Genomic DNA, 25,091 nt, shown 5'->3' with positions numbered 1-25,091 from the left:
TACTAATGTAGCTAACCTTTTGGCGATTGTCAACCCTTTGGCTCAAAAAAATTTTCAAATGCCGGAAATTCTCTTGCTCTGTGTTAGGCAACCGCTCGCATCGCAATCCGAGAACTTAACTCCGAGACGAACCGAGCGGCAGAAAAAAGCGATCGCGCAGAATTCAACAAATGGGATCGTGTACCGTAACTAACTTTGTCCCGTCGGGAAACGTGGCTTCAATTTGTACCTCGTGCAGCATTTCTGGAATACCTTCCATGACATCATCTCGCGTTAATAAGGTCGTTCCGTAACTCATTAATTCAGCGACTGTGTGTCCTTCTCTCGCGCCTTCTAGAATTGCAGCAGAGATAAAGGCGACCGCCTCTGGATAATTTAGTTTTATTCCTCTTGCCTTGCGTCTTTCTGCCAGGAGTGCTGCTGTAAAGATTAATAATTTATCCTTTTCTTGGGGAGTTAATTGCATTTTTCAGCGAGCGGCTACCAGTTATCAGTGATTAGCTATTTAATATTATTAATATTACATCCAGACTCTGGGTTTGATAACGGAGCGTTTCATAAGTGAAAGACGCAGTAATTGCCAAACTTCTGTAAACCAGTTTCTGACATCTGCTGTAGACGAGCCTCGATAACGACATAATAATCCTCGTGCTTGGGTTTGAGTTACTCCGGCTTCCCCTGAATATTGTTTATTGCTCCAGAGGGTTTGTGCCTGCTCTATTATGTTTTGCGAAACAGGTTTTCCAATCCAGATCAGACTCGCTACGATTGGTTGTCCTGCCAAACCTAGAGAGCTATTAACAATTGCTTCTCCTGCGGGTAGCCATTGTCTGTCGATTAACAAGGGTCGTTCTTGTTGCCAGATTTCTGTATGGGATTGCCAATTTCCCTGCAAAAATTTTTCACCTCTGGCACTGCGTCCGAAGCGAGTAATTTCCCATCCCAGCCAACTAGCTCCAGGCGCTAATTCTACTCTCAAATCTTGCTGATATATTGCCCCGTTGAAAATAATCGTTTCCTGAGGCACCCATTCCAAACAAGCACCCGATTCGATTTCGAATCGAATTATTTGTTTGGCAAGTTTTCCGTTGCTGCGATAGACTTTTCCGGCTGTCGCCGTGGTAATTAAAGTATTGGCATTTTCTCTTAGTCGTATTGTTTGAGCAAGACTATCGCCTTCTACAATTCCTCCAGCCGTATGTAAAATGACGCTGTGACATATGGATTTACCTTCAGGATAAAAAGGGCGCTGCACCTTGAGGGGAGCTTTAACCAAAGCATGGGTCAGATAGGTAGTATCTCTCTCGCAACTATAGACTAAATCGAGACTGCCATGCCATCCAGATATTGGTTGGGTTGTCATTAGATAAAGTAGTGCTTTTTATTTAACTTGATGGCATTTCTGGGAATAATATCACTGTTGGAGAAACTAAGCTTTACAATAATTTACTGGCACTCGAACAAATTACTAAAGAAGTCGGCTTTACATGCTATACATGTCGAACCATTTGAGCAAGAGGGGAAAAAAATGGTGCGCTTCCAAGTACATCCCTATCAGCGAGATAGTCATTTTACCGTATCTGCCCAAGCGCAACTTTTGGAGTGGAGACAGGTACGGAATTCTAACGGAGATGCTCAACTGCGACCCGTGATTCAAACAGCCATAAAATTGGGAGAGTTGCAATGGACGATCGAATTGACCTTAACCAATCGAGATGTTATGGGATTTCGTATGTTGTTGGGACGTGAGGGAGTACGCAGGCGTTTTTGGGTCAATCCGGGTCGCTCCTATTTGCTAAGTCACCAACTGGAACGACAAACGAAACATTTCTTCTAAATTTGAGAAATTTCTTCAACTATAGTGACAAATTCTTCGGTCTCGACTATACTTTATGTTGTGTGAGGAGCGAACCAGTTAGAGAACCGAGACGAAACACGGCCAGTCGTCGGTTCTCTTTCTGATTTTTAGGGAAATGGAGCGCTAAAATTCAAATTCTTCTAGGTCATTCTCTGCCAATCGTCTGCGCTTGTTTCTTTTTGGTTGCGGCAGCAGCAAAGGTGCGATCGCCCCCAGAACCATACCAGTTCCCAGGCAAAAAGATAACAAAACTCCTACAGGAATCTGAATCGATGTAAAGGTCAGGAATTTCAGGGAAACTGCCTCGATATTTTGGATTGAGAACACAGCGATCGCCCCAACCCAAGCAGCCATGACGATAGAAGTTAGCAAGGATGTAAAAGTTTTCATATTACCATCATAGTGAATGTCTTTGGGCGTTCTTAAGCTGCCGAATGTTAAGAGAGTCAGTAGCTTGAAATGGCGAAGAGTCGTTGCGTGATAAGATGATGAGCTTTAGTATAAAGAATGTAACTTAATCTTCAAACTCCTAGATTTCAGAATAAGTTCGCGATCGCAATGAAACACACACTTTCAGTTCTAGTTGAAGACGAAGCAGGGGTTTTGACCCGAATTGCTGGTTTATTTGCTCGCCGTGGTTTTAACATTGAAAGTTTAGCTGTAGGACCAGCAGAACAAGTTGGGATTTCTCGAATTACAATGGTGGTGCCGGGAGACGAGCGCATTATCGAGCAACTGACTAAGCAACTCTACAAGCTAATCAACGTACTGAAAGTGCAAGATATTACAGAAATTCCCTGTGTAGAACGGGAATTGATGTTGGTAAAAGTAAATGCAACATCTTCTAATCGTGCGGAAGTAATTGAATTAGCGCAAGTCTTTCGCGCCCGCATCGTCGATATTTCTGAAGAGACGCTGACTGTGGAGGTCGTAGGCGATCCGGGAAAAATGGTTGCGATCGTCCAGATGTTAAATAAATTCGGGATCAGAGAAATAGCCCGCACTGGAAAGATTGCCTTAATCCGCGAATCGGGAGTTAATACCGAGTATCTTAAATCTTTGGAAGCGAAAGTTTAGCTTGATTCTTCGGCAAAGTCAATTTTGCTATTAGCGATCGCATAACTTTAGATATAAGAAACAGGGATGACCATTGTATTAATAATTAGTCATCCCCATCATATTTTTTTCAACTAGGCAATGTTTTAAGCCAACGACCTACCTAGTTAAAGTTGCGGCACGAAGCGCTCTTTTTCAGGAACTCGCGTGTACTCGGCTACGATTTGACGAAACTCTTCGCCGTCAATGGTTTCTTTGTCAATCAACAGATCGACCAAGCGATCGATGACCTCGCGATTGTCTCGAATGATTTGCCGAGCAAGGTTGTGACCTTGTTCTGCGATCTCCCGTACTTGTTTGTCAATGCGAGCGGCAACTTCTTCGGAATATTCGGCACGGGTCATTAAACCGCCTCCTAAGAATACCTCTCCTTCTTGTCCTTCAAGAGACAAGGGTCCTAAATCGCTCATGCCGAAACGAGTCACCATTTGTCGCGCCAGTTCGGTCACTTGTTGTAAGTCGCCGCCTGCACCCGTAGTTACCTCATCGTATCCAAAGATTTCTTCTTCGGCAGCACGACCGCCCATAGCCCCAGCAATCCGCGCCATCAGTTGCGATTTGGCGATCAAACCTTGTTCTTCGCTCGGCATAAACCAAGTCAATCCTTGAGCTTGTCCTCGCGGGATCAAGGTCACTTTCTGTACGGGATCGTGAGCCTCGACCAAAGTACCGACGATCGCGTGACCGACTTCGTGATAGGCAATTAATCGCTTGCTTTTGCTGTCAACTAGAGGAGTTCCCTCCATTCCTGCCACGACGCGATCGACTGCATCGTCAATCTCTAACATCGAGATCGCTTCTTTGCGGCGACGGGCGGTTAAGATAGCAGCTTCGTTGAGCAAGTTTGCCAAATCGGCACCGCTAAATCCGGGAGTTCGACGTGCGATTCCTTCTAAAGATACTTCGGGCGCGAGTTTTTTATTGCGAGCGTGGACTTCTAAGATTGCCAAACGACCTTTAAAATCGGGCGCATCTACAATCGTTTGCCTGTCAAAGCGTCCAGGACGCATGAGAGCAGAGTCTAGTACGTCGGGACGGTTGGTAGCGGCGATGACGATGATACCAGTATTGCCCTCAAATCCATCCATTTCCGTCAGGAGTTGGTTGAGGGTTTGCTCTCGTTCGTCGTTTCCGCCGCCAATTCCCGCACCGCGCTGACGACCGACGGCATCGATTTCATCGATAAAGATCAAACAGGGAGCATTTTCTTTGGCTTTTTTAAACAAATCGCGCACGCGGGAAGCGCCCACACCTACAAACATCTCGACAAATTCCGAGCCAGAGATGCTGAAAAAGGGGACGCCTGCTTCGCCCGCGATCGCTTTTGCTAATAAAGTTTTTCCCGTTCCTGGAGGACCGACCAATAGCACGCCTTTGGGAATCCGCGCTCCAACAGCTGTAAATTTTTCCGGTTGTTTGAGGAAAGTGACGATTTCTTGTAATTCTTCTTTGGCTTCGTCAATTCCAGCTACGTCATCGAAGGTTACTCCAGTTTTAGCCTCCATTTGGAAACGAGCGCGAGATTTGCCAAAGTTCATCGCCTGACCGGGACCGCCTGGAATATTGCTAGAACGGCGGAAGAGGAAAAATAATGCCGCAATCAAGAGGATGGGAAAAAGCAAATTGCCTAAAAATCCCCAAAGTGCTCCATCATTGCGGATTGGATGAGCGTCAAGGCTAATATTAGCTTCTCTAAGCTTGGCGATTAATTCTGGCGAATTCGCTGGTAAATCTACGCGCATCCGTTGCACGCGATTTTCCAAGTCCGGGTCAACGGCTTGGACGATCGCCGTTCTACCTCCTTCATAAAGGTCTACGCTAATGACTCTTCCCGCGTCCAGATATTCCAAAAACCGACCATAAGTCATGCGGGTACTAGCTGTATTGGCGCCAGCGTTTCCCGCAACCGAAACGAAGGTTCCTTGCCACAGAAAGAATCCAATGACTAGAGCAGGTAGCGTCCAAAGTAGTATCGTTCTCCAAGAAATTTTCATTTTGTTAGTTTTCTCTAAATGAGCAAAAAACTTGCTTTTCTTAAATTTTATCGGCTGCTTTTGCTAAGGCTATTAACATAGTCAGAGCCAAATATCTATATCAGCTATGCCAACTTAACTAAATTTAACTTAATTCTCATCTTTACTGCAACCAATAAATAAAAAGGCAGCGGGTTAGTCTCCATTGTCTAAAAGACAAAAAGAAGCTATCCCGCCGCTGTTGATTTCTGTAGTTCATGGCTCATCTGTCGCGATCGCCAGATCGACAATGAACGATGAACCATCGACAACGAATGTTAGTAAGTTTCAACGTGCCAGCGTTCTTCTTTCTTCATTTGCTTTTGGTAATCAGACCAATTCACTCCGTGCTTGGCAGCGGCTGCACTGAGGGCTTGGTCGATTCCGTCTTCCATTCCTTTGAGACCGCAAATGTAAGTGTGAGTTTTGGGATTTTGCATCATTTCCCACAATTCGTCAGCATGTTCGGCAACTCTATGTTGAATGTACATCCGACCCCCTTGAGGGTTTTTCTGTTCGCGGCTAATGGCATAGGTGAGGCGGAAGTTATCGGGATAATCGGCAGCTAATTTTTCTAAATCTTCTCTATAGAGAATATTGGGAGTCGTGGGAATGCCAAAGATTAACCAAGCAAAGCCTTTAAATTTGTAATCTTCGTGATGTTCTTTAAACATCCGCCATAAATAGGCGCGGAAAGGCGCAATCCCCGTCCCAGTTGCCATCATAATAATATTGGCATCTTCGTCGTCGGGTAAGAGCATTTCTTTACCGACAGGACCGGTGATAGCTACGTCTGCACCGATTTCTAAACCGCACAGATAAGTGGAGCAGACTCCGTATACGGTTTCTCCGGTTTCTGGGTGTTTGTACTCCAGTTGGCGAACGCAAAGGGAGACAGTCTTATCGTCGCCGCGATCGCCATGACGGGTAGAAGCAATTGAGTAGAGTCTGAGTTTGTGAGGTTTGCCTTTATCATCGGTTCCCGGTGGAATAATCCCGATACTTTGACCTTCGAGATAGCGCAAATCGCCACCGGAGAGGTCGAAGGTGAGATGTTGGACGATCCCGATGCCTCCCTCGCCAACAAGCGAGTAATTTTCAATGCACTTGCCAATAAAAGGTTTATTTGGGCGATAGATATTCACGGGAATATCTGCGTGTTTTGTCTTCGCTTGAGTCATAGACTTACTTTTTTCTTGGGTCTGCTGTTGTGGTTCGTTTGTGGTTGTTAGTTGCGCGGGAATGTCTCCGTTTAAGGGTTTGATACTAACGATTTGACCTCCCAGGCGATTGATTCTCCTCATCTCCTGATTCATGCGCTGATAGGGCACCGTAATAAATACGCTGCCACTACGACGAATCGGATAGTTTAGACTGTCGGTGCTGCCGTTCTGACGTAAACCCACCACTTCAAAGACAAACAAACGGTTCCCATAATCTGTCGTGCTTGCAGAAGTCGCTGCCGTACCTGGACTGTACATACTTTAAATAACTCCCAACTCTCAATGACTGATAATGACTGTTCTATTTAGCCTATCATTAGGAAGGCTATGGTCACGGTAGAAGGAAGCCTATCGAGGGAAACCGTCTAACTGTCCTAGTTATTAGTTAGAATGAGATTATCGAGTTTTAAAATAAAAAACTGTTAAGATTGCGTCAATTTTAGATTTTCTTTACTAAAAAAGACCGAAAAACCGTAGGATAAGAACTAAATAAGCTAGTTCCATTTTAACGCTGTTATCGGAGTCGGAGATCGACCGGGCGAAACGTAACTTAGCCTTGTGGGAGAAATTCCATTCTGGTAAGATTCATGCACGGGATCTAGTATTATTAAATACTTACAAACTAGGTCGAGCTTGAGTTTTCTATACTCAAGAGCGATTTCTGTGTAGGCAAGGTTTTCTTGTCTTGAGCAGGCTAAAAACTTAGTTTGCTTTATACTACGGGATAACCAATCAGTTTTGCATTAGAGGAAAGCTATGACCGCTCAGCCAGACCGCGTGGTTCTCATTGGAGTAGCCGGAGATTCCGGCTGTGGGAAATCAACATTTTTGCGTCGATTAACAGATTTGTTCGGGGAAGAGTTTATGACGGTTATCTGTCTGGATGACTATCATAGCCTCGATCGCAAGCAGAGAAAGGAGCAAGGCGTAACGGCGCTCAATCCTAAAGCTAACAACTTTGACCTGATGTACGAGCAAATCAAAGCGCTCAAGAATGGTCAGGCAATTGATAAACCCATCTACAATCATGAAACGGGAACCATCGATCCGCCAGAGAGAATAGAACCTAACAAAGTTGTCGTGATCGAAGGGCTGCACCCGCTTTATGACGAGCGAGTCCGCTCTCTGATTGATTTTAGCGTTTACCTCGATATCAGCGACGAGGTAAAAATCAACTGGAAAATTCAACGGGACATGGCAGAGAGAGGTCATACCTACGATGACGTAATCGCAGCCATTAATGCTAGGAAACCGGATTTCACCGCCTATATCGAGCCACAAAAGCAATATGCCGACGTGGTTATCCAAGTTTTGCCAACCCAACTGCTTGACGACAAGGAAAGCAAGCTGTTGCGGGTACGCTTGATTCAAAAAGAAGGCGTGCCCAACTTTGAACCATCTTATCTATTTGATGAAGGGTCAACGATTGATTGGAGACCTTGCGGTCGCAAGTTAACTTGTGCCTATCCCGGCATTAAAATGTACTACGGACCCGATAATTTTATGGGGAACGAAGTGTCTATCTTAGAAGTGGATGGTCAGTTCGATAATCTCGAAGAAATGATTTATATCGAAAGCCATCTGAGCAAGACGGGAACGAAGTTCTACGGCGAGATGACCGAATTGCTGCTGCAACATAAGGACTATCCTGGCTCTAACAATGGAACGGGATTATTCCAAGTCCTTGTGGGGCTAAAAATGAGAGAAGCTTATGAGAAATTAACCGCTTCTACGACTCCTGCTGCCAAAAAGGCAACAGCCCAAGTTTAATCGACGGCTACGTAAAATTTTGCGATCGCGGGAGAGACAGTATAACTCTCGCGGTTTTATTTTTTTGTTGAGTTAGTGGTTAGTAGCGATCGCGAACGACTAACCACCAACCAATAACCAATAATCAATCGCTTATGAAAATCGCTAAAGTCTGGATAACTATTGTTTTTTTTCTCTTTGTCTTAGCCGAACTTTATCAGTGGCTTGTAGGCTTTATACTGCCTTTACCAATCTATATCTTAGCAGGAGCCTTTCTGGCGATCGCGTCTAACTACGACCGGGGAATTGGCGTGTTGTTTCGTCAAGTGGCTGGGAAAGAAGAAAAAGTATCGCCAACTGCCACCCTAGTCGAGTCGATAGAGGCTTTAGACGAAGCCAAGAACGATTACGTCTTACCTCCCAGAGATTAGACGAAGTCACGGGAGGCTCCGCCGCGAGAAGGCGGAGTATCTCTGAGCAACTAAAAATTCCTAGAAGTTAACGGCGCGATCGCTTTTTAGAAAGAAAGTTGTCATAGCGATCCGCCTAACTAAGTTATAAAATAATGTTGGCAAAAATCTTAGACTAACAGCAATTGGCGTTAAATGTGGCACTAAATGTAAAATCCTGTTTCTCCGTGGATTTTTGTCGTATATGTTGCTATGGAACTAAGCAAAGAGTATCTTTATGCTGTCTCTCGACGTACCTCAGAGTTCTTCTAAGCCAGAATTCGTCAACACCAGTCGCATCCTCGTCGTTGAAGACGAAGATGTCATTCGGGACATGATAGTTTTAGCCTTAGAAGAAGAAGGTTATGAGGTGATAACGGCAAGCGATGGACGAACAGCCCTGAATTTACTGCAAAACCCCACTTCTGGGGGGAGTAGCGAGGAATCCTTCGATCTGGTCATTTTAGATCTAATGTTACCTCAAGTTCACGGGTTAGATATTTGTCGCTTGCTGCGCTATCAAGGCAATATCGTTCCGATTCTAATGCTAAGTGCTAAAGCGAGCGAAACCGATCGCGTTCTCGGACTAGAAGTAGGGGCCGACGATTATCTAACCAAACCGTTCAGCATGCGCGAGTTAGTAGCTCGCTGTCGCGCTCTCCTGCGCCGTCAGAGTTTCGGCAACTTGTCTCAAACGTCAATCCGCAAGTTTCGAGATATTTCTCTCTACACCCAAGAATGTCGCGTCATCGTCCGAGGCGAGGAAATTAATCTATCTCCTAAAGAATTCCGCTTGCTAGAACTATTCATGAGCTACCCCCGTCGAGTTTGGTCGCGAGAGCAACTCATCGAACAGGTGTGGGGGCCCGATTTCTTGGGAGATACCAAAACAGTAGACGTTCACATTCGCTGGTTGCGAGAAAAGTTAGAACTCGACCCCAGTCAACCAGAATACTTGATTACGGTTCGCGGGTTTGGCTACCGATTTGGTTGAGGTAGTTGGGAACTGGTAAAATACTGGTAGAATAAATAACTTATAGCTCCGGCGTTACGAGTAACGGAGAACGTCGATCGCTATAACTAGAGTAAGGAAATTCTTGGGCGCGATCGCGCGAGAAAAGTTATCTTAGAATTCAGAATCTTCTGCGGGTGCCAGCAGAAGTCTCAATTCAGATGGCTTTCATTGTTACGTTTATCTTGGGAGTCGCTCTGGGCATAGGTTTTCATTATTGGAACCAGTATCGGTTTAAGCGCCAACTAGCCCAGATTTTGACTGCCTCCTCGGATACTGCCGACTTGATAACTTCCCTGCCCAGTTCATCCTTGGTGCGGCGGGAAATGGCGTATCTGACTCAGAAATGTCAAGCTCTCGAAGAAGAATTACAAACTTGGCAAACTGTGCTTGAAGGCGCCCCCATCGGCTATTTGCAGGTAGATGCTGAAAATCAACTGCTTTGGTGCAATCAACAAGCTCGCAAATTACTTAAAATCGATCGCTGGCAACCCGGACAGCTTCGTTTGTTGCTGGAGTTGGTTCGCTCCTACGAACTCGACCAATTAATCGAACAAACCCGCTCCACTCAAAAACCTCAAGGACAAGAATGGGTATATTATCCCACTTACTATGCCGCTAAAGGAGAGCTGTCCGAGCGAGAACAATTGCAGCTATCGAGCGAAAAATCGATCGCGATCGAAGCCTTTACTTACCCACTTCCTCAAGGACGAGTCGGCGTTTTTTTAGAAAACCGGCAGCCTTTTGTAGAGCTATCGCGATCGCGCGATCGCGCTTTTTCCGACCTAACTCACGAACTGAGAACCCCTCTAACTTCCATTTCCCTCGTCGCCGAAGCCCTACAAAAACGCCTCCAAAACCCCGAACGTCGTTGGGTCGAACAGATGCTCAAAGAAACCAACCGCTTGATAAATCTAGTTCAAGAATGGCTCGATCTCAGCCAGCTACAAGAAGCGCCGGATCGACATCTCTCTTATCAATCCGTCGAACTGCGCGAATTAATTTTTGCTGCTTGGCAAAGTTTAACTCCTCTAGCTCGGCAAAAAGAAATTACCCTCACCTATTGCGCTTCCGAGCCATTTTACCTGCAAGCCGATCGATCCCGCCTCACACAAGTCTTTCTAAATTTATTCGACAACAGCATCAAATACAGTCCCCCTCAGAGCGAGATTCGCGTCGAAGTCGAGGCGATTTCCGAACCGGAGACTAGCGAAATTCTAATTAGTATCGTCGATTCGGGTTCTGGCTTTTCCGAGTCAGATCTTCCCTTTATCTTTGACCGATTATACCGAGGCGATCCGTCTAGAGCGAGATACCCTATTCCTACTCAGGCGATAGAAACGTTCCCGACTCGACACGGCAGCGGACTGGGATTAGCGATCGCCCAGCAAATTATCAAAGCCCATGGCGGGTCTATTTCTGCTCAAAACCATCCCGAAACTGGTGGGGCTTGGTTGCAATTGCGATTGCCAACCCATCAATCTAAAGACATATAGTGCTTTTGGTTGCATTGAGTATAATTGGTGATAAGTGAAGGACTTTTTTGTGCTTTGCTATTGACAAAAAACTTGTTTTAGTATAATCCAAGCATGAGCTAGTGAGCCTGTCTTCTCAGAGTCAACATACCGAACGAGCTTATTTTGAACGCTGCCTCCGACGCTTAGAACAAGATGTTTTGAGGATGGGAACGCTGGTGGAAGAGTCTTTTCGCCTCAGCCATCAGTCCGCCTTTGCTCGCAACTTGGCAGCCGCTCAAAAAATTCCGGCGATCGACAAGCAGATCGACCGCTACTACCGTCAAATCGAGCTAGAGTGTGCAACCCTAATGACGCTTCAAGCGCCTGTCGCTCAAGATTTACGACTGCTGAGCGCTTTCATGCAATTGGTTCGGGATCTAGAGCGCATCGGAGACTATGCCAAAGACATTGCAGAAATTGCCATTAAGCTCTTTCCCTATGAGCCTCACCCCTGCATGAGCGAGATCGAAGCCATGTCCCGCCACGCTCAACTCATGTTGTCAACCAGTCTAGTATCCCTTGCCGATCTCGATGCCGAGGCAGGTCAAAAGGTAAAAAAATTAGATGATACGGTAGATGATGCCTACGATCGCCTTTATGAAACCTTAGCCTATCAGCGAGATATTAAAGGAGTGGTAGAACCCATCCTTCTACTCGGACTGCTCATTCGCCATTTGGAAAGAATGGCAGATCATGCCACTAATATCGCTCAGCGCGTTTCCTACATCGTGACCGGACATCGAGCTTGATAGCAGCGAGGTAGCGACCATAAAGGCGATCGCCTGGAGATTTAACCCGGGTTGAGTGATAAATCTTTGTCCCCTCATCCCTAAATCCCTTCTCCCACAAGGGGCGAAGGGACTTTAGTCCAAAGTCTTAAGTTGAGAGCCACTCTCCCGCTCTGGGAGAGGGGTTGGGGTGAGGGCGATTTGATTTGAGTTTTGTCACTCAACTAGGATTTAACCTTGAGATTCCCCAAACATTACCTTTTCCTAAATTAGCTGGTTTAAGATTTAAGAAAAACGTTAAATTTTCAGCCCAACAACCTAATTGACATTACATTAAGAATCAAAATAGGATCTTACGGTTTTATTAACTTATTAGTTATTCTTCTTAAGATTGTGATTTATTTGATGAGTTTAGGGTAAGCTAAAGGTAGGTGTTTCTCTAGTATTCGTAACTGGAAGAAACCAAGCTTCCAAATACGTCATCGATACTAATAGTTAATTAAACGTTTAAGTCCCTGAGGTGTGAGGATGAGTTCGATGTCTAAATTACTGTGGTCTTCGATCAAAATTGCTCCAGCGATTGTTGGTGCATTCTTTCTAGCAATCCAGAGCGCGAGTGCCGCTCCAGAGGAGACAAGCAAGCTTCAGCTAGCCGAGAATTTGCTAGCTCAAGCCGCTCCTAATCCTAGCAATGGCAACAGCAGCACCCAAATGCTCGAACAATCAGGCGAGTTGAATCGCATGGACGGTCAACTCGACGAAAGCGAATCAATGGACCAAGTCACTAGCGTCCAGGAATTAAAAGATGTTTCGCCAACAGAGTGGGCTTATGAAGCGCTTCAGAGTTTGGTAGAGCGCTACGGCTGTATCGTCGGTTATCCAGACCAGACCTACCGAGGCAACCGCGCCCTAACCCGTTGGGAGTTCGCTGCTGGTTTGAACGCTTGCATGAATACTATGGAGCGTCTCATTCAGGAAAACGTCGCCGTTCTCAAAGAAGATATCGATACGCTCAAGCGCTTGGCGCAGGAATTTGAAGCCGAACTAGCCGCGCTCGGCGGACGAGTCGATAACCTGGAAGGACGGGTGGCTTTCTTGGAAGATAATCAGTTCTCCACAACCACCAAACTCAGAGGTGAAGCCATCTTCAGCGTCGCCGATACCTTTGGAGAAGACGACAACACCCAAACTGTTTTCCAAGATCGGGTTCGCCTCAACCTAGAAACGAGCTTTACGGGTAAAGACTTGTTGAGAACCCGCTTGCAGGCAGGAAACTTTGGGGGAAATCGATTCGATGTTTCCAATACCGGAACCAACGTGACGCGCTTGGCGTATGATGACGGTAGTAACAATGACATAACTATCGACGACCTCTGGTATCGCTTCCCACTATTTGACGACAAATTGACGGTTTGGGTAGGTGCCAATTCCCTGAACTTGGATGATGTTTTCAGTACCGTTAGCCCCTATTTAGCAGACAGCGGTACGGGTTCCCTCTCTCGCATCGGGCGATACAATAACATGGTTTACCGAGGACCATCAGGAGCGGGTCTAGGATTCAGATTTGACATTAGCGATCAATTCTATGTAGGGGGAGCTTATTTAGCTAGTGATAATAGTGAATTAGGAGCATCTAATCCCGATGAAGGATCGGGCTTGTTCAATGGTTCGTATAGTGCAGGCGGTCAAATAGGATTCAAACCAACCGAGGACATCGAGTTAGCTGCGACCTTCGTGCATACCTTCCGAACTGGAAATGAAGATATATCAAATAATCAAGGTCTTTTTGGTAACATAAGCGATACCGATGCTGAATTTCCTTTTGGCAGGGGAATTCCAACGGCTGCCGAACGGATCGGTCTGTCTGCTAGCTGGAAAATCACAGACAGAATCCATTTAGGCGCTTGGGGCGGATATGCGATCGCCAATGAAGTATCTTCCGACATTGGATTGGATAGCCGGGATATTTGGACCTGGAATGCCAATGTTTCTATCCTTGACTTGGGTAAAGAGGGTGCCGTACTTTCTCTGAGCGGTGGTATGCCGCCCAGAGGTGAATTCCAAGAAGGAACAGTAGAAGATCCCCTCACCGGAGAGACGATTACCGTCAGAGATGCCAGAAGAGTGGACGATCCAACTTACCTCATCCAAGCTCAGTACAAATTCCCCATCAATGACAATATCAGCATTACTCCGGGTGCCTATGTAGTTCTCAATCCCAATCAAAACGACGACAACGACGCGATTTGGGTAGGCGTTATTCGTACCACCTTTAAGTTCTAATAACTCCTAGTTAACCCATCTCGATAAAGTAGGGGCAGGTGTCAAAACCTGCCCCTACGAATATGCGGAGATATAAACTAGATTTGATAGGATTTACAGATCCAACAATCCCTCCCGTTCGCGAATTGCCATCCCGTGCGCTGGAAATTCTTCATAGGCAGCCAAGGTTTGCGTAGTTTGCTTGAGACGATTAAACCCTTCTGGCGTTAGATAGGCAAGCGTCGATCGCTTGAGAAAATCAAACACGGAAACGGCAGAATAGGAACGAGCAAACCCTCCCGTTGGCAGAACGGCATTGACTCCAATCGCATAGGTTGCCATGGAAGAAGGCGTATAAGCTCCCAGTAAAATTTCGCCAGCATTCTTAATCTTGCCGACGACGCTGAAGGGATCTTTGACTAAAACTTCCAAATGTTCCGGCGCGTAATCATTAATAAAATTAATCGATTCTTCCAGGCTGGCGGTGAGCAGAATGCCGCCATAGGAAGCCAATCCTTGCTCGCAAAATTCCCTGCGCCAATCGGGGAGACGCTTGAGATAGTCTGCGACATATTCGCTCGCTTTGCGTGCCACGGCTTCGCTATGGGTCACCAACAGAGCCGCCGAATCGGAGCCGTGTTCTGCTTCAATTAAGAGATCGAGGGCGGCTAATTGAGGATCGGTCGTTTCATCGGCTAAAACGATCGATTCGCTCGGTCCGGCGGGAAGTCCAACATCGACGGTTCCATACAAGAGTCGCTTGGCGGCAGCGCCGTAAATACTGCAAGGACCGATAATTTTGTCTACTTTTGGGATCGTTGCCGTTCCCAATGCCATAGCCGCGATCGCCTGAACGCCGCCCAGCTTATAGACCTCTTTGACCCCTGCCATCTCGGCGGCGACGAGAGAAACGGGTTCGACATTGCCTTGTTTGTCTGGCGGCGTGCAAACGATAACTCGGTTGACTCCGGCGACCATCGCGGGTATGGCAAGCATCAGCATCATCGAGGGAAACGCACCTCTACCTCTGGGCACGTACAAGCCAACGCTGGGAATCGGCGAAATTTTCTCTCCGGCAAAGACCCCCGCGTCAATTTCTGCCAATTGCATTTCTTCTGGCATCTGGCGTTGGTGAACTGCTTTGATGTTGGCAAAGGATTGCTCGATGGCGGATCTTACTTCTGGATCGATTAATTCCTGCGCTTGGGCAAATTCTGCTGCCGTTACCTTGAGATTTTCAACCGATGCTCCAGCGTAGTCAAATTTTCTGGCATATTCAACGACTCCTCTGTCGCCGTCTTGTTTTATCTTGTCTATAACCGCTTGAGCGATAGGCAGTGCCTTATCGATATCTAACTCGGCTCGTCTTTTCAAGGCAGCGAGTTCTTGTGGGGTCATTTGTGCGAGTTTCCGAATCACGATCGCTCTTTCTCTCCTTACAACTAGGAACTAAAAATGATATAGTCTTTCATTTACTGAAAGATCGTGTTAATTTCCCTAAGAAACCATCGAAAATAGTGAATGAATCCTTTGGAACATCCTTTTGAGGCTACTACTTTAGTCGATCTGTTGCACTATAGGGCTATCTATCAGCCCAACGTTCTTGCCTATACCTTTTTGGCGGACGGAGAAACGGAAGAAGTTGACCTTACCTATGAAGAACTCGATCGCAAAGCGAGAGCGATCGCCGTTTGCCTCCAATCGATTTGCCCGCCAGGAGAGCGTGCTTTACTCATCTATCCACCAGGTATTGACTATATTGTTGCATTTTTCGGCTGTTTGTATGCCGGAGTCATTGCCGTTCCTGCCTATCCTCCTCGACCCAATCGCTCTGCGACACGCCTCCAGACTATGATAGTCGATGCCCGACCCAAAGTCGGTTTGACCGTGCGATCGGTCTTGGCGAGTCTGGAGCGACAGAAGGATCGCGCTCCCGAATTAAAGAGCTTGCGCTGGCTGGCTACCGATAATTTGAACGATAAATTAGCGATCGACTGGCAACATCCGAACTTAAGCGGCGATACCCTCGCGTTTCTCCAATATACATCGGGTTCGACAGCCGAACCCAAAGGCGTAGCGATCGCGCATCAAAATTTACTGCATAATTTAAGCTGGATCTATCGTCGTTTCGAGCATACGCCCAACAGCAAAGGCGTTATTTGGCTGCCACTCTATCATGATATGGGATTGATTGGCGGCGTGCTGCAACCTCTTTACGGCGGCTTTCCCACAGTTTTGATGTCGCCGCTCATGTTTTTGCAAAGTCCCATTCGTTGGTTGCAGGCGATTTCTCGCTATCGAGCTACCACTAGCGGCGGTCCCAACTTTGCCTACAATTTAGTTAGTCGCAAAGTCACTCCAGACCAACTCGTCAATTTAGATTTGAGTAGTTGGGGAGTTGCTTTTAATGGGGCGGAAACGATTAGCTATGAAATTATCGAGCGATTCTCAACTCTCCTGGAACCTTGCGGATTTCGTCGAGAAGCTTTCTATCCTTGCTATGGCATGGCAGAAGCTACCCTATTTATCTCAGGCGGACAAAAAACTGCTCCCATCGCCTACAAAAAACTCAAAGCAAAAGCCATTGAAAAACATCGCGTTCTTCCTGCTAGCGACGGCGAAGTCAATTTTCGGATAGTCGTTGGTTGCGGTCAAAGTTTACCCGATCAAAAAGCGATCGTGGTTAATCCCGAAACTATGACGCGATGCGCTCATAATGAGGTAGGAGAAATTTGGGTATCCGGTGCTAGCATCGCTCGCGGCTACTGGAATCGACCAGAAGAAACGGAGCGCACTTTCTGCGCTTATCTGGCAGATACTGGCGAGGGTCCTTTTCTGCGTACTGGCGACTTGGGATTTATTGAAGATGGCGAACTTTTTATAACGGGTCGTCTCAAAGATACGATCGTCATCAACGGTCGCAATTATTATCCTCAAGATATCGAATGGACGGTAGAACAGAGTCATTCTCTTATCAGACCTAATTGTTCGGCTAGCTTCTCTGTAGAGATGGAGGGCGAGGAAAGGTTAGTCATTTTAGCAGAGGTGGAGCGCAGCTACCGAAAACGCCGCTTGGAAGCAGATTCTTCCCCCGAATCGCCAACAGACGCTTCCAAAGCTTTAATTCAGGCAATCCGCAAAGCCGTTTTACAACAGTACGACCTACAGGTATACGATGTATTGCTCCTAAAACCGGGTGCCCTTCCCAAAACTTCTAGTGGGAAAATTCAGCGTCATTTGTGTCGGACTCATTATCTTGCCGGAACGTTAGAGGTTTTATAGACAAAATTACCTTATTCATTCATATTTCTATAGGTAGCAACGGCAGAAGGAGAAACGCGGTTGAGATAGCGGAAAATCCAATACTTGAATATCGTGTCTAAAATAACGGGAAATGTCGCGATGAATAAAAAATTAAACTCTCTATTTTCGGGCAGTCCAAAATGTTCGGCAATACTTCCTAAAATTACTTCCCATCCATGAGGAGAGTGAAAGCCTACAAACATATCTGTAAATAGAATAATGAGAAAAGCTTTTGCCGAGTCGCTCAGACCGTAAACAATTTCATCGAGAAATGATTTGACAATTTCAATTTCCTTTCGGTTAGTGGCAATAACTACCGCAAAAGCAACTAGGGAAAAGAGATCGGCAAAAATATTCGCGATCGCATTGCCTCCTTTCTGGCGAAACTCTTCAGAAATTTCTTGGGCTTTTTCCCTAACCCGATCTTGGATTTCTTCTAAAGATAATGTTGATAGTCCGATGGTATTTCTGAACTGTAACATTTCCTCAAAATGTCTGAGTTCTAAAAAAGCTTCTTCTTCTAAATCTCTATTAATAAAAATAATTTGTGGATTTTTCTCCAGGTAATTACTGACAAGCGGACTGACCAAAAATGTCTTAGTCAGTTGATGAGTCAAAAGAGGAACGATAATTAGCAAAAGAATAAATTTAATTGAAATGGCTGTCTTGTAACGAGAACTTCGATATCTTTTGATAACTTCTTCTTCGGTTTCTCCCGATTGAGGATCGATTTCTTGTCGGATGCGACTAATCGTATTCAAAAAGGAGCGAGGTAAAACGCCAGTTTTTTCAGTAGCTTTTGCTACTCTAGTTTTAGAATTCAGATCTTCATTTTCTAAATTTAGTTCTGACTGACCATTTCTTTTCTTTTTTGAAGCCAAACTATCCTTGACATTAACGAGTTCCGAACCTTTACCATTTTTCCAATCCTCAGACTCATCTACTAACAGACTTTGCCTTGTATCTTTTTCTATAAAATTAGTTTTGTATTTAGAGACGATCTCGTCGATAAACTTTAGTTTGTCCAGGATAGCTAGCGAGCGATTTTGTTCTTCGAGCAACTTCTCTCGATTTTCCGGTTGGTTTTTGGACAAATTAGAGAGATTGACAAAGAAACGACTGGTTTTAAACTCAACCAGTGCCATATTGATGGTTTGTAGATACCCTTTAACTTCTGTTTGAAAATAAGCAATAACGCTCTCTCCATAGTCAGAAAATCGAGCAGATACCTTCTGACCGTTAAAATGCCTATCTTCAATGTCTTTAATCTTGATAGCTGCTCTGTATGCCCTCTCCAACGCTCTTTCCGGAGTAGCAGAAAACCAGCGGATAGCATTGCCTAAAATATTGTTGAGTTGCATAGAAATCGTTAACGATCTTTGTAAGATGATGAGAGACAGCAGCGATCGCGCAACTGATACAGAGACGCAATATCTTGCATCTGTACTAGGATTCTGAATCTCATTGTATGCTCTGCACTAGCCAACTGACCTTAAAACAATTGTGTTGCCCTCATCAATTTGGATTATCGGATTAACTCGCACTGGGAAAACAACGCGCTTAATTGACGAGTTTCGTCAATGGGTTTGGGAAAAACGACGCGCGTCCAAGCAAGTTGCTCGCAACAGCGATTCCGCTCAACCGTTGACCTCGGCTATTCTGGTCTTTGCCGCCAATAACGACAATCGTCGGAACTTAGCAGATCGACTGTCAATTTCAGTACGGGGAAGCTATCCAGTACTCTGTAAAACCCCATTAGGATTTATCTGTGACGAGGTAACCTTGTTTTGGCCCCTGCTGTTCGAGCGATTGCATCTTAAGGCACAGTTTCCCCTGCGCCTGCGTCCGGAAACCGAACAAGAATTAGCAACGCGCCTGTGGCGACCTAAATTAGACCAAGAAAGTTTAACCCGACTCGGAATCGGCGAGTATCAGTTGGTGCGCCGAACGCTGGATTTATTGCAACTAGCTGGAGCAAGCGGCATTCCGGTAGAAGATATCCCCGCGATTTTAGCAGCAGGTTTTCCCAGTCTCAACGAGTCAGTTTCCGGCAATGTCTCCCATTGCCTGGGAGAATTGCTGATGGAGTGGCGGCAGTGGTGCTTAGAGAGAGGATTGCTCAGCTATGGCATCATCTACGAACTTTATTGGCGGTATTTACTACCCGATCCGGTTTATCAAGAGCATTTGAGCCGTCGCTACCAGGCGGTTTTTGCCGACGATACGGACGATTATCCGGCAATTATCCGAGATTTATGCGAACTGCTTCTCGATCGCGGCGCGTTTGGCGTATTTACCTATAATCGAGACGGTCGAGTACGAATGGGATTGAATGCCGATCCCGACTACCTAGCAGGTTTAGCCTCTCGCTGTCGCATCGAAGAATTATCCAACGCAAGCGGGCTAGGAACCGACTTAGGAAACGCGATCGCGCAATTTCTCGACGATCCCACCTTTATTCCCAGCTTGCCCCCGTCAGTCCTATCGATTCAAACCATCTCCCGCGCCCAACTGTTGCGAAAAACGGCTGAAACGATTATTGAAGCCGTCGAGGCGGGAGAAGTTCGACCGGAAGAGATAGCGATAATCGCTCCCGGTTTGGACGAAATTGCTCGCTATACGCTCATCGAGATTCTCTCGTCGGCGGGAATTCCCATCGAACCACTCAACGAACAGCGCCCCCTGATTAGTTCCCCGCTCATTCGCGCCTTATTGACGCTGTTGGCGCTCGTTTATCCGGGGTTGGGACGTTTAGTCGGGCGGGATTTGGTAGCAGAAATGCTGGTCGCACTCAGTCAAAAACCTACAGACAAAGCTGGAGAGATAGAGAACGGTGAAGACGGGGAAATACGGACAAACAAAAGACGACACCGACTCGTTCCGGCGATCGATCCCGTGCGTGCGGGTTTAATTGCTGACTATTGCTATCAGATCGACCCAGAGCAACCGCGCTTGTTGCCTGTAGAGACGTTTTCTAGATGGGATCGCTTGGGATATCGAGCAACAAAAGCCTATCAAGAGATCGCAGCTTGGATAGAAGAAACCAAATCCCTACTCCAACAACAGCATTTAACCTACCCAGTTATGGTATTGGATCGGGCACTCAAGCATTTTGTCGGCAATGGCGCTCATCTGCCCTACGATTGTCTCTCGGCTTTGCGGGAACTGATGGAAACGGCACAACACTTTTGGGAAGTGGATCGGCGGTTGCGGCTAAACGAACCCATATCCTCCTCGGTGGCGACAACGGTCGCTCAATTTATTCAACTATTGCGTCGAGGCACGATTTCAGCCAATCCCCGTCCGGTTAGCTCTTTTGGCAAAAAAAAAGGGACGGTTACCTTGGCGACGATTTTCCAGTACCGTTCTCTTCGTTCTTTTCACCGCTGGCAGTTTTGGTTGGATGCCTCGTCTCATCTCTGGGATAAAGGCGGTGCGGCAACGCTATATGGCGCGCCCTTATTCCTACGAGAATGGTCGGGACGTGCCTGGATGCCAGAAAACGAGTTGGAGAGCGATCGCGAGCGTTTGGGACGAATTTTGCGCGACCTCTTAGGACGAGTTGGCGAACGAGTCTATCTGTGCCATAGCGATTTGGGCGTTAACGGAACAGAACAAATGGGTCCGCTTTCGGTATGGGTTCGCGCTTCTAGGGAGTATGTTGCAGAGTCTAAGGCGATTAAGGACGATCGTCTCCGTAGAGAAGTTTACAGAAATTTATCTCAATAATGCAGCGTCAGCTAAAAAGGTTACAATTCAAATAATTATGGACTTATGAGGCTGCCTCTAAACTATTTTTACTCTCATCTGTCAAGCGATCGTGGATTTTTGCTTCTCATCTTCTTTAATTGCCGCTTCATCAGCTTCAACCGATAAAGGCACCGGCACTTCTCAATCGCTCTCGATCCGAACGGTTAAAGCCAGCGATATTAAGGGTCTTGCTGAAGTCATAACCCGAAGCTTTCATCCCCGTCAGGGATTGTGGTATTGGTTTTACCCTTTACTCAAATTAGGAATTTATGAAGATTTGCACAGTCGCATCCGTTCCTCTTCGCCCCATCATCGATGTATCGTTGCCAGTTTGTCGATCGATGGCGCAGCGGGCGGAGTAGAAGAAATCGTCGGTACGGCAGAAATTGCAATGCGCTTTGACTCGACTGCCAGCGACGGCTTCCCCTATATTTCTAATTTGGCAGTCAGTCCCACTCATCGGCGACAGGGAATCGCGCGAAAATTACTGCTCGCCTGCGAGCAGATCGCGCGGGAATGGGGATGTCAAGCCGTCTCGCTACACGTTCTCGAAAATAACTATCCTGCTAAACGACTTTATTTTTCGTGCGGATATCGACTTTATCGTATTGATTTTAGCTTCAGTAACTGGTTGCTAAAGCGTCCCAGACGTTTGTTGATGTACAAAAAAATGCAAAATTCGTTCTAGTTGCAGCTCGATAGCCAAACAAGCTAAAAAACATGCAAGACAGTCAGATCAATGTCATGCAAGCCCCAAATAGAGAGGCACAAATCTCCGATATCCTCGCCCAACTGCGCGAGAAAAAGTTCTCGATCGTCAATCCTCGCCGTAAAAATGGCTTGATTCTCTATAAACCCTATCATGCTGAATTTGTCGGTCCTGGAGCCGTAGTGGGCAGCGAGATTGATACAGACGTGGTAAAAGTCATATCAGTTGGCAATTTGTCGCTTGTAACTCCTCAAACCACCAAAGAAAAAATTAATGCCTATCTAATTCGGCGGCAGTGGGTCAGGCTCACCAAACAAATTACAGACAATCCCATTGCCCTGCAACGGGCGCAAGTTATCCTCAATCAGTTTGAAAATTGGTTCGATCCCCAGACAACTGCCCAGCTTCCCGACGAGGCTTTTGCGCTTTTGGTAGGAGTTTTGCCGCAAACGATTAGAAAAGTCCGCAATGCATATATTGGTTAGGCTAGGGTAATTACGGTTAATTCTGGCGGACAAAAAATTCGTCCTGGAAAATAAGTCCCCAAACCGCGATTGACGTAGAGTTGGTTGCGTCCTACCCGATGCCATCCCTGCGCCCATTGCCAATGTTTGACGACTCTAGAACATTGTCTGAGAAAGGGAATATACGACTGTAAGGGTTTTGGAGTATTTTGACGCAGTTGTTGCAGCAAAATCGGTGCCGGACCGCATCCTGGGATAACGATCTGACCGCCGTGGGTATGACCGGACAGTTGTAGATCGACCCGCCATCGTTTCAAAACTTCGGCAGTATCGGGATTGTGAGATAAGACGAGGCGAGGTATTTGCGCGTCTAGCCGATCCAAAACCGATGCGGGAGCGAATTCCCGCGACCAATAATCTGCCAGTCCGACAAGGGGGAACTCTTCTCCCAAAGGAGTCGCGATCGCGTTCCACAAAACATGAATGCCAACCCTGGTTAGCGCTTCGATGACTTTCTCTTTTGAGTGTCGGTAATGGTTATCGTGATTTCCCAAACAAGCATAAATTCCAGTCCGACTTTTGAGGGATTTTAGCCGGCGCGCTAATTCGAAGATCGGCGTTGGATCGTCGGTCACGTAGTCCCCCGTTAAAAGAACGAGATCGGGATCTTCTTGATTGCTAGCTTCGATAGCTTGAGAAAGCAAGTCTTCCGAAAGACGCAACCCATCGTAATGAAAATCGGATAGTTGGACGAGTTTCGTTCCGACTAATGCGACGGGCAACCCCGCGATCGCGACTGTTAATCTTTCTACACTTAAGGGTTCGGTTTTTATCCACCAAGACATGAATTGATTTTTACTCCCCTCACCAGTTACTCTATACCAGTTATCAGTGATTCGTCGCTCGATCGCGCTCTCTGACTGGTAAGCGATCGCCAAATGGCGATCGTTGTTATAATCCCGCCTTAATAGAATAACTCATGCCAATTCTAGGTAAGTATTACCTAGCACACCTAAACCCTGCCAAAATCTGACGCACGCCGGGATGGTACCAGTTGCGGAAACTCGATCGCATCGCCCAAGGACGAGTTGCCCAACTGCCGCCGCGCAAGACGCGATGCTGGTTGTCGAAATAGGTTTGGGAATACCCCCGATAAGGATAGGGCTTAAATCCCTCATACCCGGCAAACCAAGAAGCCGTCCATTCCCAAACATTCCCCAGCATATCGCAGCAACCATAGGCACTTTGATTCCCTCGATAGGCATCGACGGGGGTTGTATGTCCGACTAAAGTGTCGTGATTGCATAACTTCACATTGGGTTCGCTGTTTCCCCAGGGATAGAGGAGTTTTTGTCCCTTTTCAACGTCCCAACTGGCTGCTTTTTCCCATTCCGCCTCTGTCGGCAATCGTTTTCCCGCAAATTGCGCGTAAGCTTCTGCTTCATACCAACTGACGCCGCAGACGGGGTGATTATCCCAATCGCTGGAATCCGACCAATATAAGGGCTGAGAGACGGGATTGTCTTGTAACCATTGCCAGCCCTCCTCCGACCAAAATTGCCGTTCTTGGTAGCCTCCTGCCGCCATAAACGCTCGATACTGAGAGCAAGTTACGGGATAGCGATCGATCCGATAGGCATCTAAATAAACCCGATGGACGGGACGTTCGTTATCCTGGGCATCAATAGCATCGCTTCCCATTGCAAACTCTCCGGCGGGGATTTCTACCATCTCATCGGATTTTGGATTTTGGATTAACGATTTTGGATTGGAGAAGTGTAATTGAGTGTAGAATCCCTCTCGATCCCAGCGATGGAGTTGTAGGAGAAACGCGATCGTTTCGCTATGCTGACTTTCGTGTTGAATCAGCCAACGCCAGAGACGTTCCTGTTTTTCTAGCGGTGCTGTTTCCAGATAGGTTAAAACTTGAGTTCTGACCGTATCGAGATACTCTCGAATTACCTCTATACCAGGTAATTTCTGCCGTTCTGACTTGGGCAAACCATCAGCCGCAAATAGTTTGTGATATTGAGAAAATACAGGCGGTAAACCGGCACAACACTCTAAAATCCAGAACGCTTCGGTAAAAGCAATGTGACCTAAATGCCAACCAACGGGACTAAAATCGGGATGCGCCTGCTTGCACAGGGTTTCTGAATCGAGATCGGCAAATAAATCTAGAGTGCGACTGCGACACGCTTGTAAGATCTTAAAAATTTCCTCTCTACGAGATTGAATTGATACGAACTTCAAGATTTCTCCCTACTCTAAATAGAGGTTTTGAGGGTTCAAGTTGGTATTTTAACTCACCGATCGAGGTCTGCTAATTTGAAAGGCTTGGCATTCAAATTTTTCCAAAAGTTTTCAGCGGGGAAATGACTTCGGTAAGCAGTGCGAAACTCTAGTAAAAGTGCGATCGCCGTCACATCTTTTGTTCCAAAAAATCTAAAAAAATTTAGTCAATATCGTCCTTGTTTTTGGGTTCGCTCTTGACAAACGATCGGGCGTTCTGAAAGTTTTAAAGGGTTTAGTCTGCTTAAATACGCCCTTGATATCAAATCCATTTAATTAGTCATAATATGTATGTAGTGCGTTCGCGTAGCGTGCGCGTAAGCGCATACGTCCCGCTCGCGACTCCTGTTGGTCGCACTACTGGGTATTCGCTACTGGGTATTATGGTCGTTCATCCGGATTTAATATGACGAGCAGATTTAGGCTCGAAGGCTAGCAGCGAGTTCTTTCAGTAGCTGGCTGCCATTGCGAAAGACAGACCAGCCATCTCCTACCAGTACTGCATTTATGCCGCTGATTTGTGCTAGCCGACGAACTGAGATGACGGACTCGGCTCGATTTTGAAGCTTAGTATATAATCCAAACTATTAAAGTATAGTCATATATAGTCAGACATAATCTTCTATGTTAATATAAGAATATGAAAC

The 25,091-nt window shown here is 46.3% G+C and carries 21 protein-coding genes and 2 pseudogenes; 13 read left to right on the top strand and 10 right to left on the bottom strand.

The window, feature by feature from the left end; translation table 11 throughout:
• Positions 1 to 193 (top strand): hypothetical protein (locus tag NIES593_RS24700; protein WP_217652002.1); only part of this gene is annotated, 193 nt, incomplete at its 5' end.
• On the opposite strand, the gene ureA is transcribed toward NIES593_RS24700, so the two are convergent.
• The gene (ureA, locus tag NIES593_RS21725; protein ID WP_073601575.1) at positions 164 to 466 is read right to left on the bottom strand and encodes an urease subunit gamma; all 303 of its coding nucleotides are present in this window, start codon (positions 464 to 466) and stop codon (positions 164 to 166) included. The genes NIES593_RS24700 and ureA overlap by 30 nt on opposite strands.
• A gap of 54 nt (positions 467 to 520) precedes the next feature.
• A complete protein-coding gene (locus tag NIES593_RS21720; RefSeq protein WP_073601574.1) occupies positions 521 to 1,363 on the bottom strand; it encodes an urease accessory protein UreD in 843 nt (280 codons plus the stop codon).
• Positions 1,364 to 1,471: 108 nt separating this feature from the next.
• Between NIES593_RS21720 and NIES593_RS21715 the strand changes: the two are divergent.
• Positions 1,472 to 1,837 (top strand): annotated as a pseudogene (locus tag NIES593_RS21715) (ATP-dependent zinc protease family protein); the annotation flags it as partial.
• Positions 1,838 to 1,981: 144 nt separating this feature from the next.
• Here the strand turns inward: NIES593_RS21715 and NIES593_RS21710 are convergent.
• A complete protein-coding gene (locus NIES593_RS21710; protein ID WP_073601573.1) occupies positions 1,982 to 2,248 on the bottom strand; it encodes a lipopolysaccharide assembly protein LapA domain-containing protein in 267 nt (88 codons plus the stop codon).
• A 168-nt stretch (positions 2,249 to 2,416) separates the two neighbouring features.
• On the opposite strand from NIES593_RS21710, the gene ilvN reads away from it, so the two are divergent.
• Positions 2,417 to 2,935, top strand: a complete 519-nt coding sequence (gene ilvN / locus NIES593_RS21705; protein ID WP_015145546.1) for an acetolactate synthase small subunit — start codon at positions 2,417 to 2,419, stop codon at positions 2,933 to 2,935.
• Positions 2,936 to 3,081: 146 nt separating this feature from the next.
• Here ilvN and ftsH2 read toward each other — a convergent pair whose 3' ends face one another.
• Both ftsH2 and petH read right to left on the bottom strand, forming a co-directional pair.
• On the bottom strand, positions 3,082 to 4,968 hold the full coding sequence (ftsH2, locus tag NIES593_RS21700; RefSeq protein WP_073601572.1) for an ATP-dependent zinc metalloprotease FtsH2: 1,887 nt from the start codon (positions 4,966 to 4,968) through the stop codon (positions 3,082 to 3,084).
• A 296-nt stretch (positions 4,969 to 5,264) separates the two neighbouring features.
• Entirely contained in the window at positions 5,265 to 6,467 is a 1,203-nt protein-coding gene (gene petH, locus NIES593_RS21695; protein WP_073601571.1) for a bifunctional rod-capping linker CpcD/ferredoxin--NADP reductase PetH, read from the bottom strand.
• Positions 6,468 to 6,965: 498 nt separating this feature from the next.
• Here petH and NIES593_RS21690 point away from each other — a divergent pair, with 498 nt between their 5' ends.
• The 6 genes from NIES593_RS21690 to NIES593_RS21665 all read left to right on the top strand — a co-directional run bounded on the left by NIES593_RS21690 (position 6,966) and on the right by NIES593_RS21665 (position 13,947).
• Entirely contained in the window at positions 6,966 to 7,979 is a 1,014-nt protein-coding gene (locus NIES593_RS21690) for a phosphoribulokinase (protein WP_015145549.1), read from the top strand.
• A 134-nt stretch (positions 7,980 to 8,113) separates the two neighbouring features.
• Positions 8,114 to 8,389, top strand: a complete 276-nt coding sequence (locus NIES593_RS21685; protein WP_073601570.1) for a hypothetical protein — start codon at positions 8,114 to 8,116, stop codon at positions 8,387 to 8,389.
• A gap of 256 nt (positions 8,390 to 8,645) precedes the next feature.
• Complete coding sequence (locus NIES593_RS21680; protein ID WP_073601569.1) at positions 8,646 to 9,401, top strand: response regulator transcription factor; 756 nt, start codon at positions 8,646 to 8,648, stop codon at positions 9,399 to 9,401.
• A gap of 179 nt (positions 9,402 to 9,580) precedes the next feature.
• Positions 9,581 to 10,915, top strand: coding sequence for a PAS domain-containing sensor histidine kinase (locus NIES593_RS21675; RefSeq protein WP_073601576.1), 1,335 nt, complete (start codon positions 9,581 to 9,583; stop codon positions 10,913 to 10,915).
• Between the two features lie 101 nt (positions 10,916 to 11,016).
• On the top strand, positions 11,017 to 11,685 hold the full coding sequence (gene phoU, locus NIES593_RS21670; protein ID WP_073601568.1) for a phosphate signaling complex protein PhoU: 669 nt from the start codon (positions 11,017 to 11,019) through the stop codon (positions 11,683 to 11,685).
• 516 nt (positions 11,686 to 12,201) lie between these two features.
• Positions 12,202 to 13,947: an iron uptake porin gene (locus tag NIES593_RS21665; protein ID WP_073601567.1), complete on the top strand. Its 1,746-nt coding sequence runs from the start codon at positions 12,202 to 12,204 to the stop codon at positions 13,945 to 13,947.
• Between the two features lie 93 nt (positions 13,948 to 14,040).
• Here the strand turns inward: NIES593_RS21665 and hisD are convergent, their stop codons facing one another.
• The gene (gene hisD / locus NIES593_RS21660) at positions 14,041 to 15,324 is read right to left on the bottom strand and encodes a histidinol dehydrogenase (RefSeq protein WP_073601566.1); all 1,284 of its coding nucleotides are present in this window, start codon (positions 15,322 to 15,324) and stop codon (positions 14,041 to 14,043) included.
• Positions 15,325 to 15,447: 123 nt separating this feature from the next.
• Here hisD and NIES593_RS21655 point away from each other — a divergent pair, with 123 nt between their 5' ends.
• A complete protein-coding gene (locus NIES593_RS21655) occupies positions 15,448 to 17,208 on the top strand; it encodes a fatty acyl-AMP ligase (RefSeq protein WP_073601565.1) in 1,761 nt (586 codons plus the stop codon).
• A gap of 11 nt (positions 17,209 to 17,219) precedes the next feature.
• Here the strand turns inward: NIES593_RS21655 and NIES593_RS21650 are convergent, their stop codons facing one another.
• The gene (locus tag NIES593_RS21650; RefSeq protein ID WP_073601564.1) at positions 17,220 to 18,590 is read right to left on the bottom strand and encodes a proton extrusion protein PcxA; all 1,371 of its coding nucleotides are present in this window, start codon (positions 18,588 to 18,590) and stop codon (positions 17,220 to 17,222) included.
• A 142-nt stretch (positions 18,591 to 18,732) separates the two neighbouring features.
• Between NIES593_RS21650 and NIES593_RS21645 the strand changes: the two genes are divergently transcribed.
• The 3 genes from NIES593_RS21645 to NIES593_RS21635 all read left to right on the top strand — a co-directional run bounded on the left by NIES593_RS21645 (position 18,733) and on the right by NIES593_RS21635 (position 22,173).
• Positions 18,733 to 20,958, top strand: a complete 2,226-nt coding sequence (locus tag NIES593_RS21645; protein ID WP_073601563.1) for a hypothetical protein — start codon at positions 18,733 to 18,735, stop codon at positions 20,956 to 20,958.
• Between the two features lie 91 nt (positions 20,959 to 21,049).
• A complete protein-coding gene (locus tag NIES593_RS21640; protein ID WP_083602513.1) occupies positions 21,050 to 21,667 on the top strand; it encodes a GNAT family N-acetyltransferase in 618 nt (205 codons plus the stop codon).
• Positions 21,668 to 21,699: 32 nt separating this feature from the next.
• Positions 21,700 to 22,173 (top strand): hypothetical protein, encoded by a 474-nt coding sequence (locus tag NIES593_RS21635; RefSeq protein ID WP_073601561.1) that lies wholly within the window; start codon positions 21,700 to 21,702, stop codon positions 22,171 to 22,173.
• Here the strand turns inward: NIES593_RS21635 and NIES593_RS21630 are convergent.
• The 3 genes and pseudogenes from NIES593_RS21630 to NIES593_RS21620 form a co-directional block, all read right to left on the bottom strand.
• Positions 22,170 to 22,997 carry a metallophosphoesterase gene (locus tag NIES593_RS21630; RefSeq protein WP_073601560.1) on the bottom strand — a complete coding sequence of 276 codons (828 nt, stop codon included), beginning with the start codon at positions 22,995 to 22,997 and terminating at the stop codon, positions 22,170 to 22,172. The two genes, NIES593_RS21635 and NIES593_RS21630, sit on opposite strands and share 4 nt — an antisense overlap.
• Positions 22,998 to 23,151: 154 nt before the next feature.
• Positions 23,152 to 24,405, bottom strand: a complete 1,254-nt coding sequence (egtB, locus tag NIES593_RS21625; RefSeq protein ID WP_073601559.1) for an ergothioneine biosynthesis protein EgtB — start codon at positions 24,403 to 24,405, stop codon at positions 23,152 to 23,154.
• A 458-nt stretch (positions 24,406 to 24,863) separates the two neighbouring features.
• Positions 24,864 to 25,013 (bottom strand): annotated as a pseudogene (locus tag NIES593_RS21620) (MBL fold metallo-hydrolase); the annotation flags it as partial.
• Positions 25,014 to 25,091: the final 78 nt, after the last annotated feature.

Source organism: Hydrococcus rivularis NIES-593, from assembly GCF_001904635.1.
GTDB classification, from domain to species: Bacteria; Cyanobacteriota; Cyanobacteriia; order Cyanobacteriales; family Microcystaceae; genus Hydrococcus; species Hydrococcus rivularis.
The sequence above is the reverse complement of the archived record's forward strand: the minus strand, read 5'-3'. Positions and strand labels throughout refer to the sequence as shown.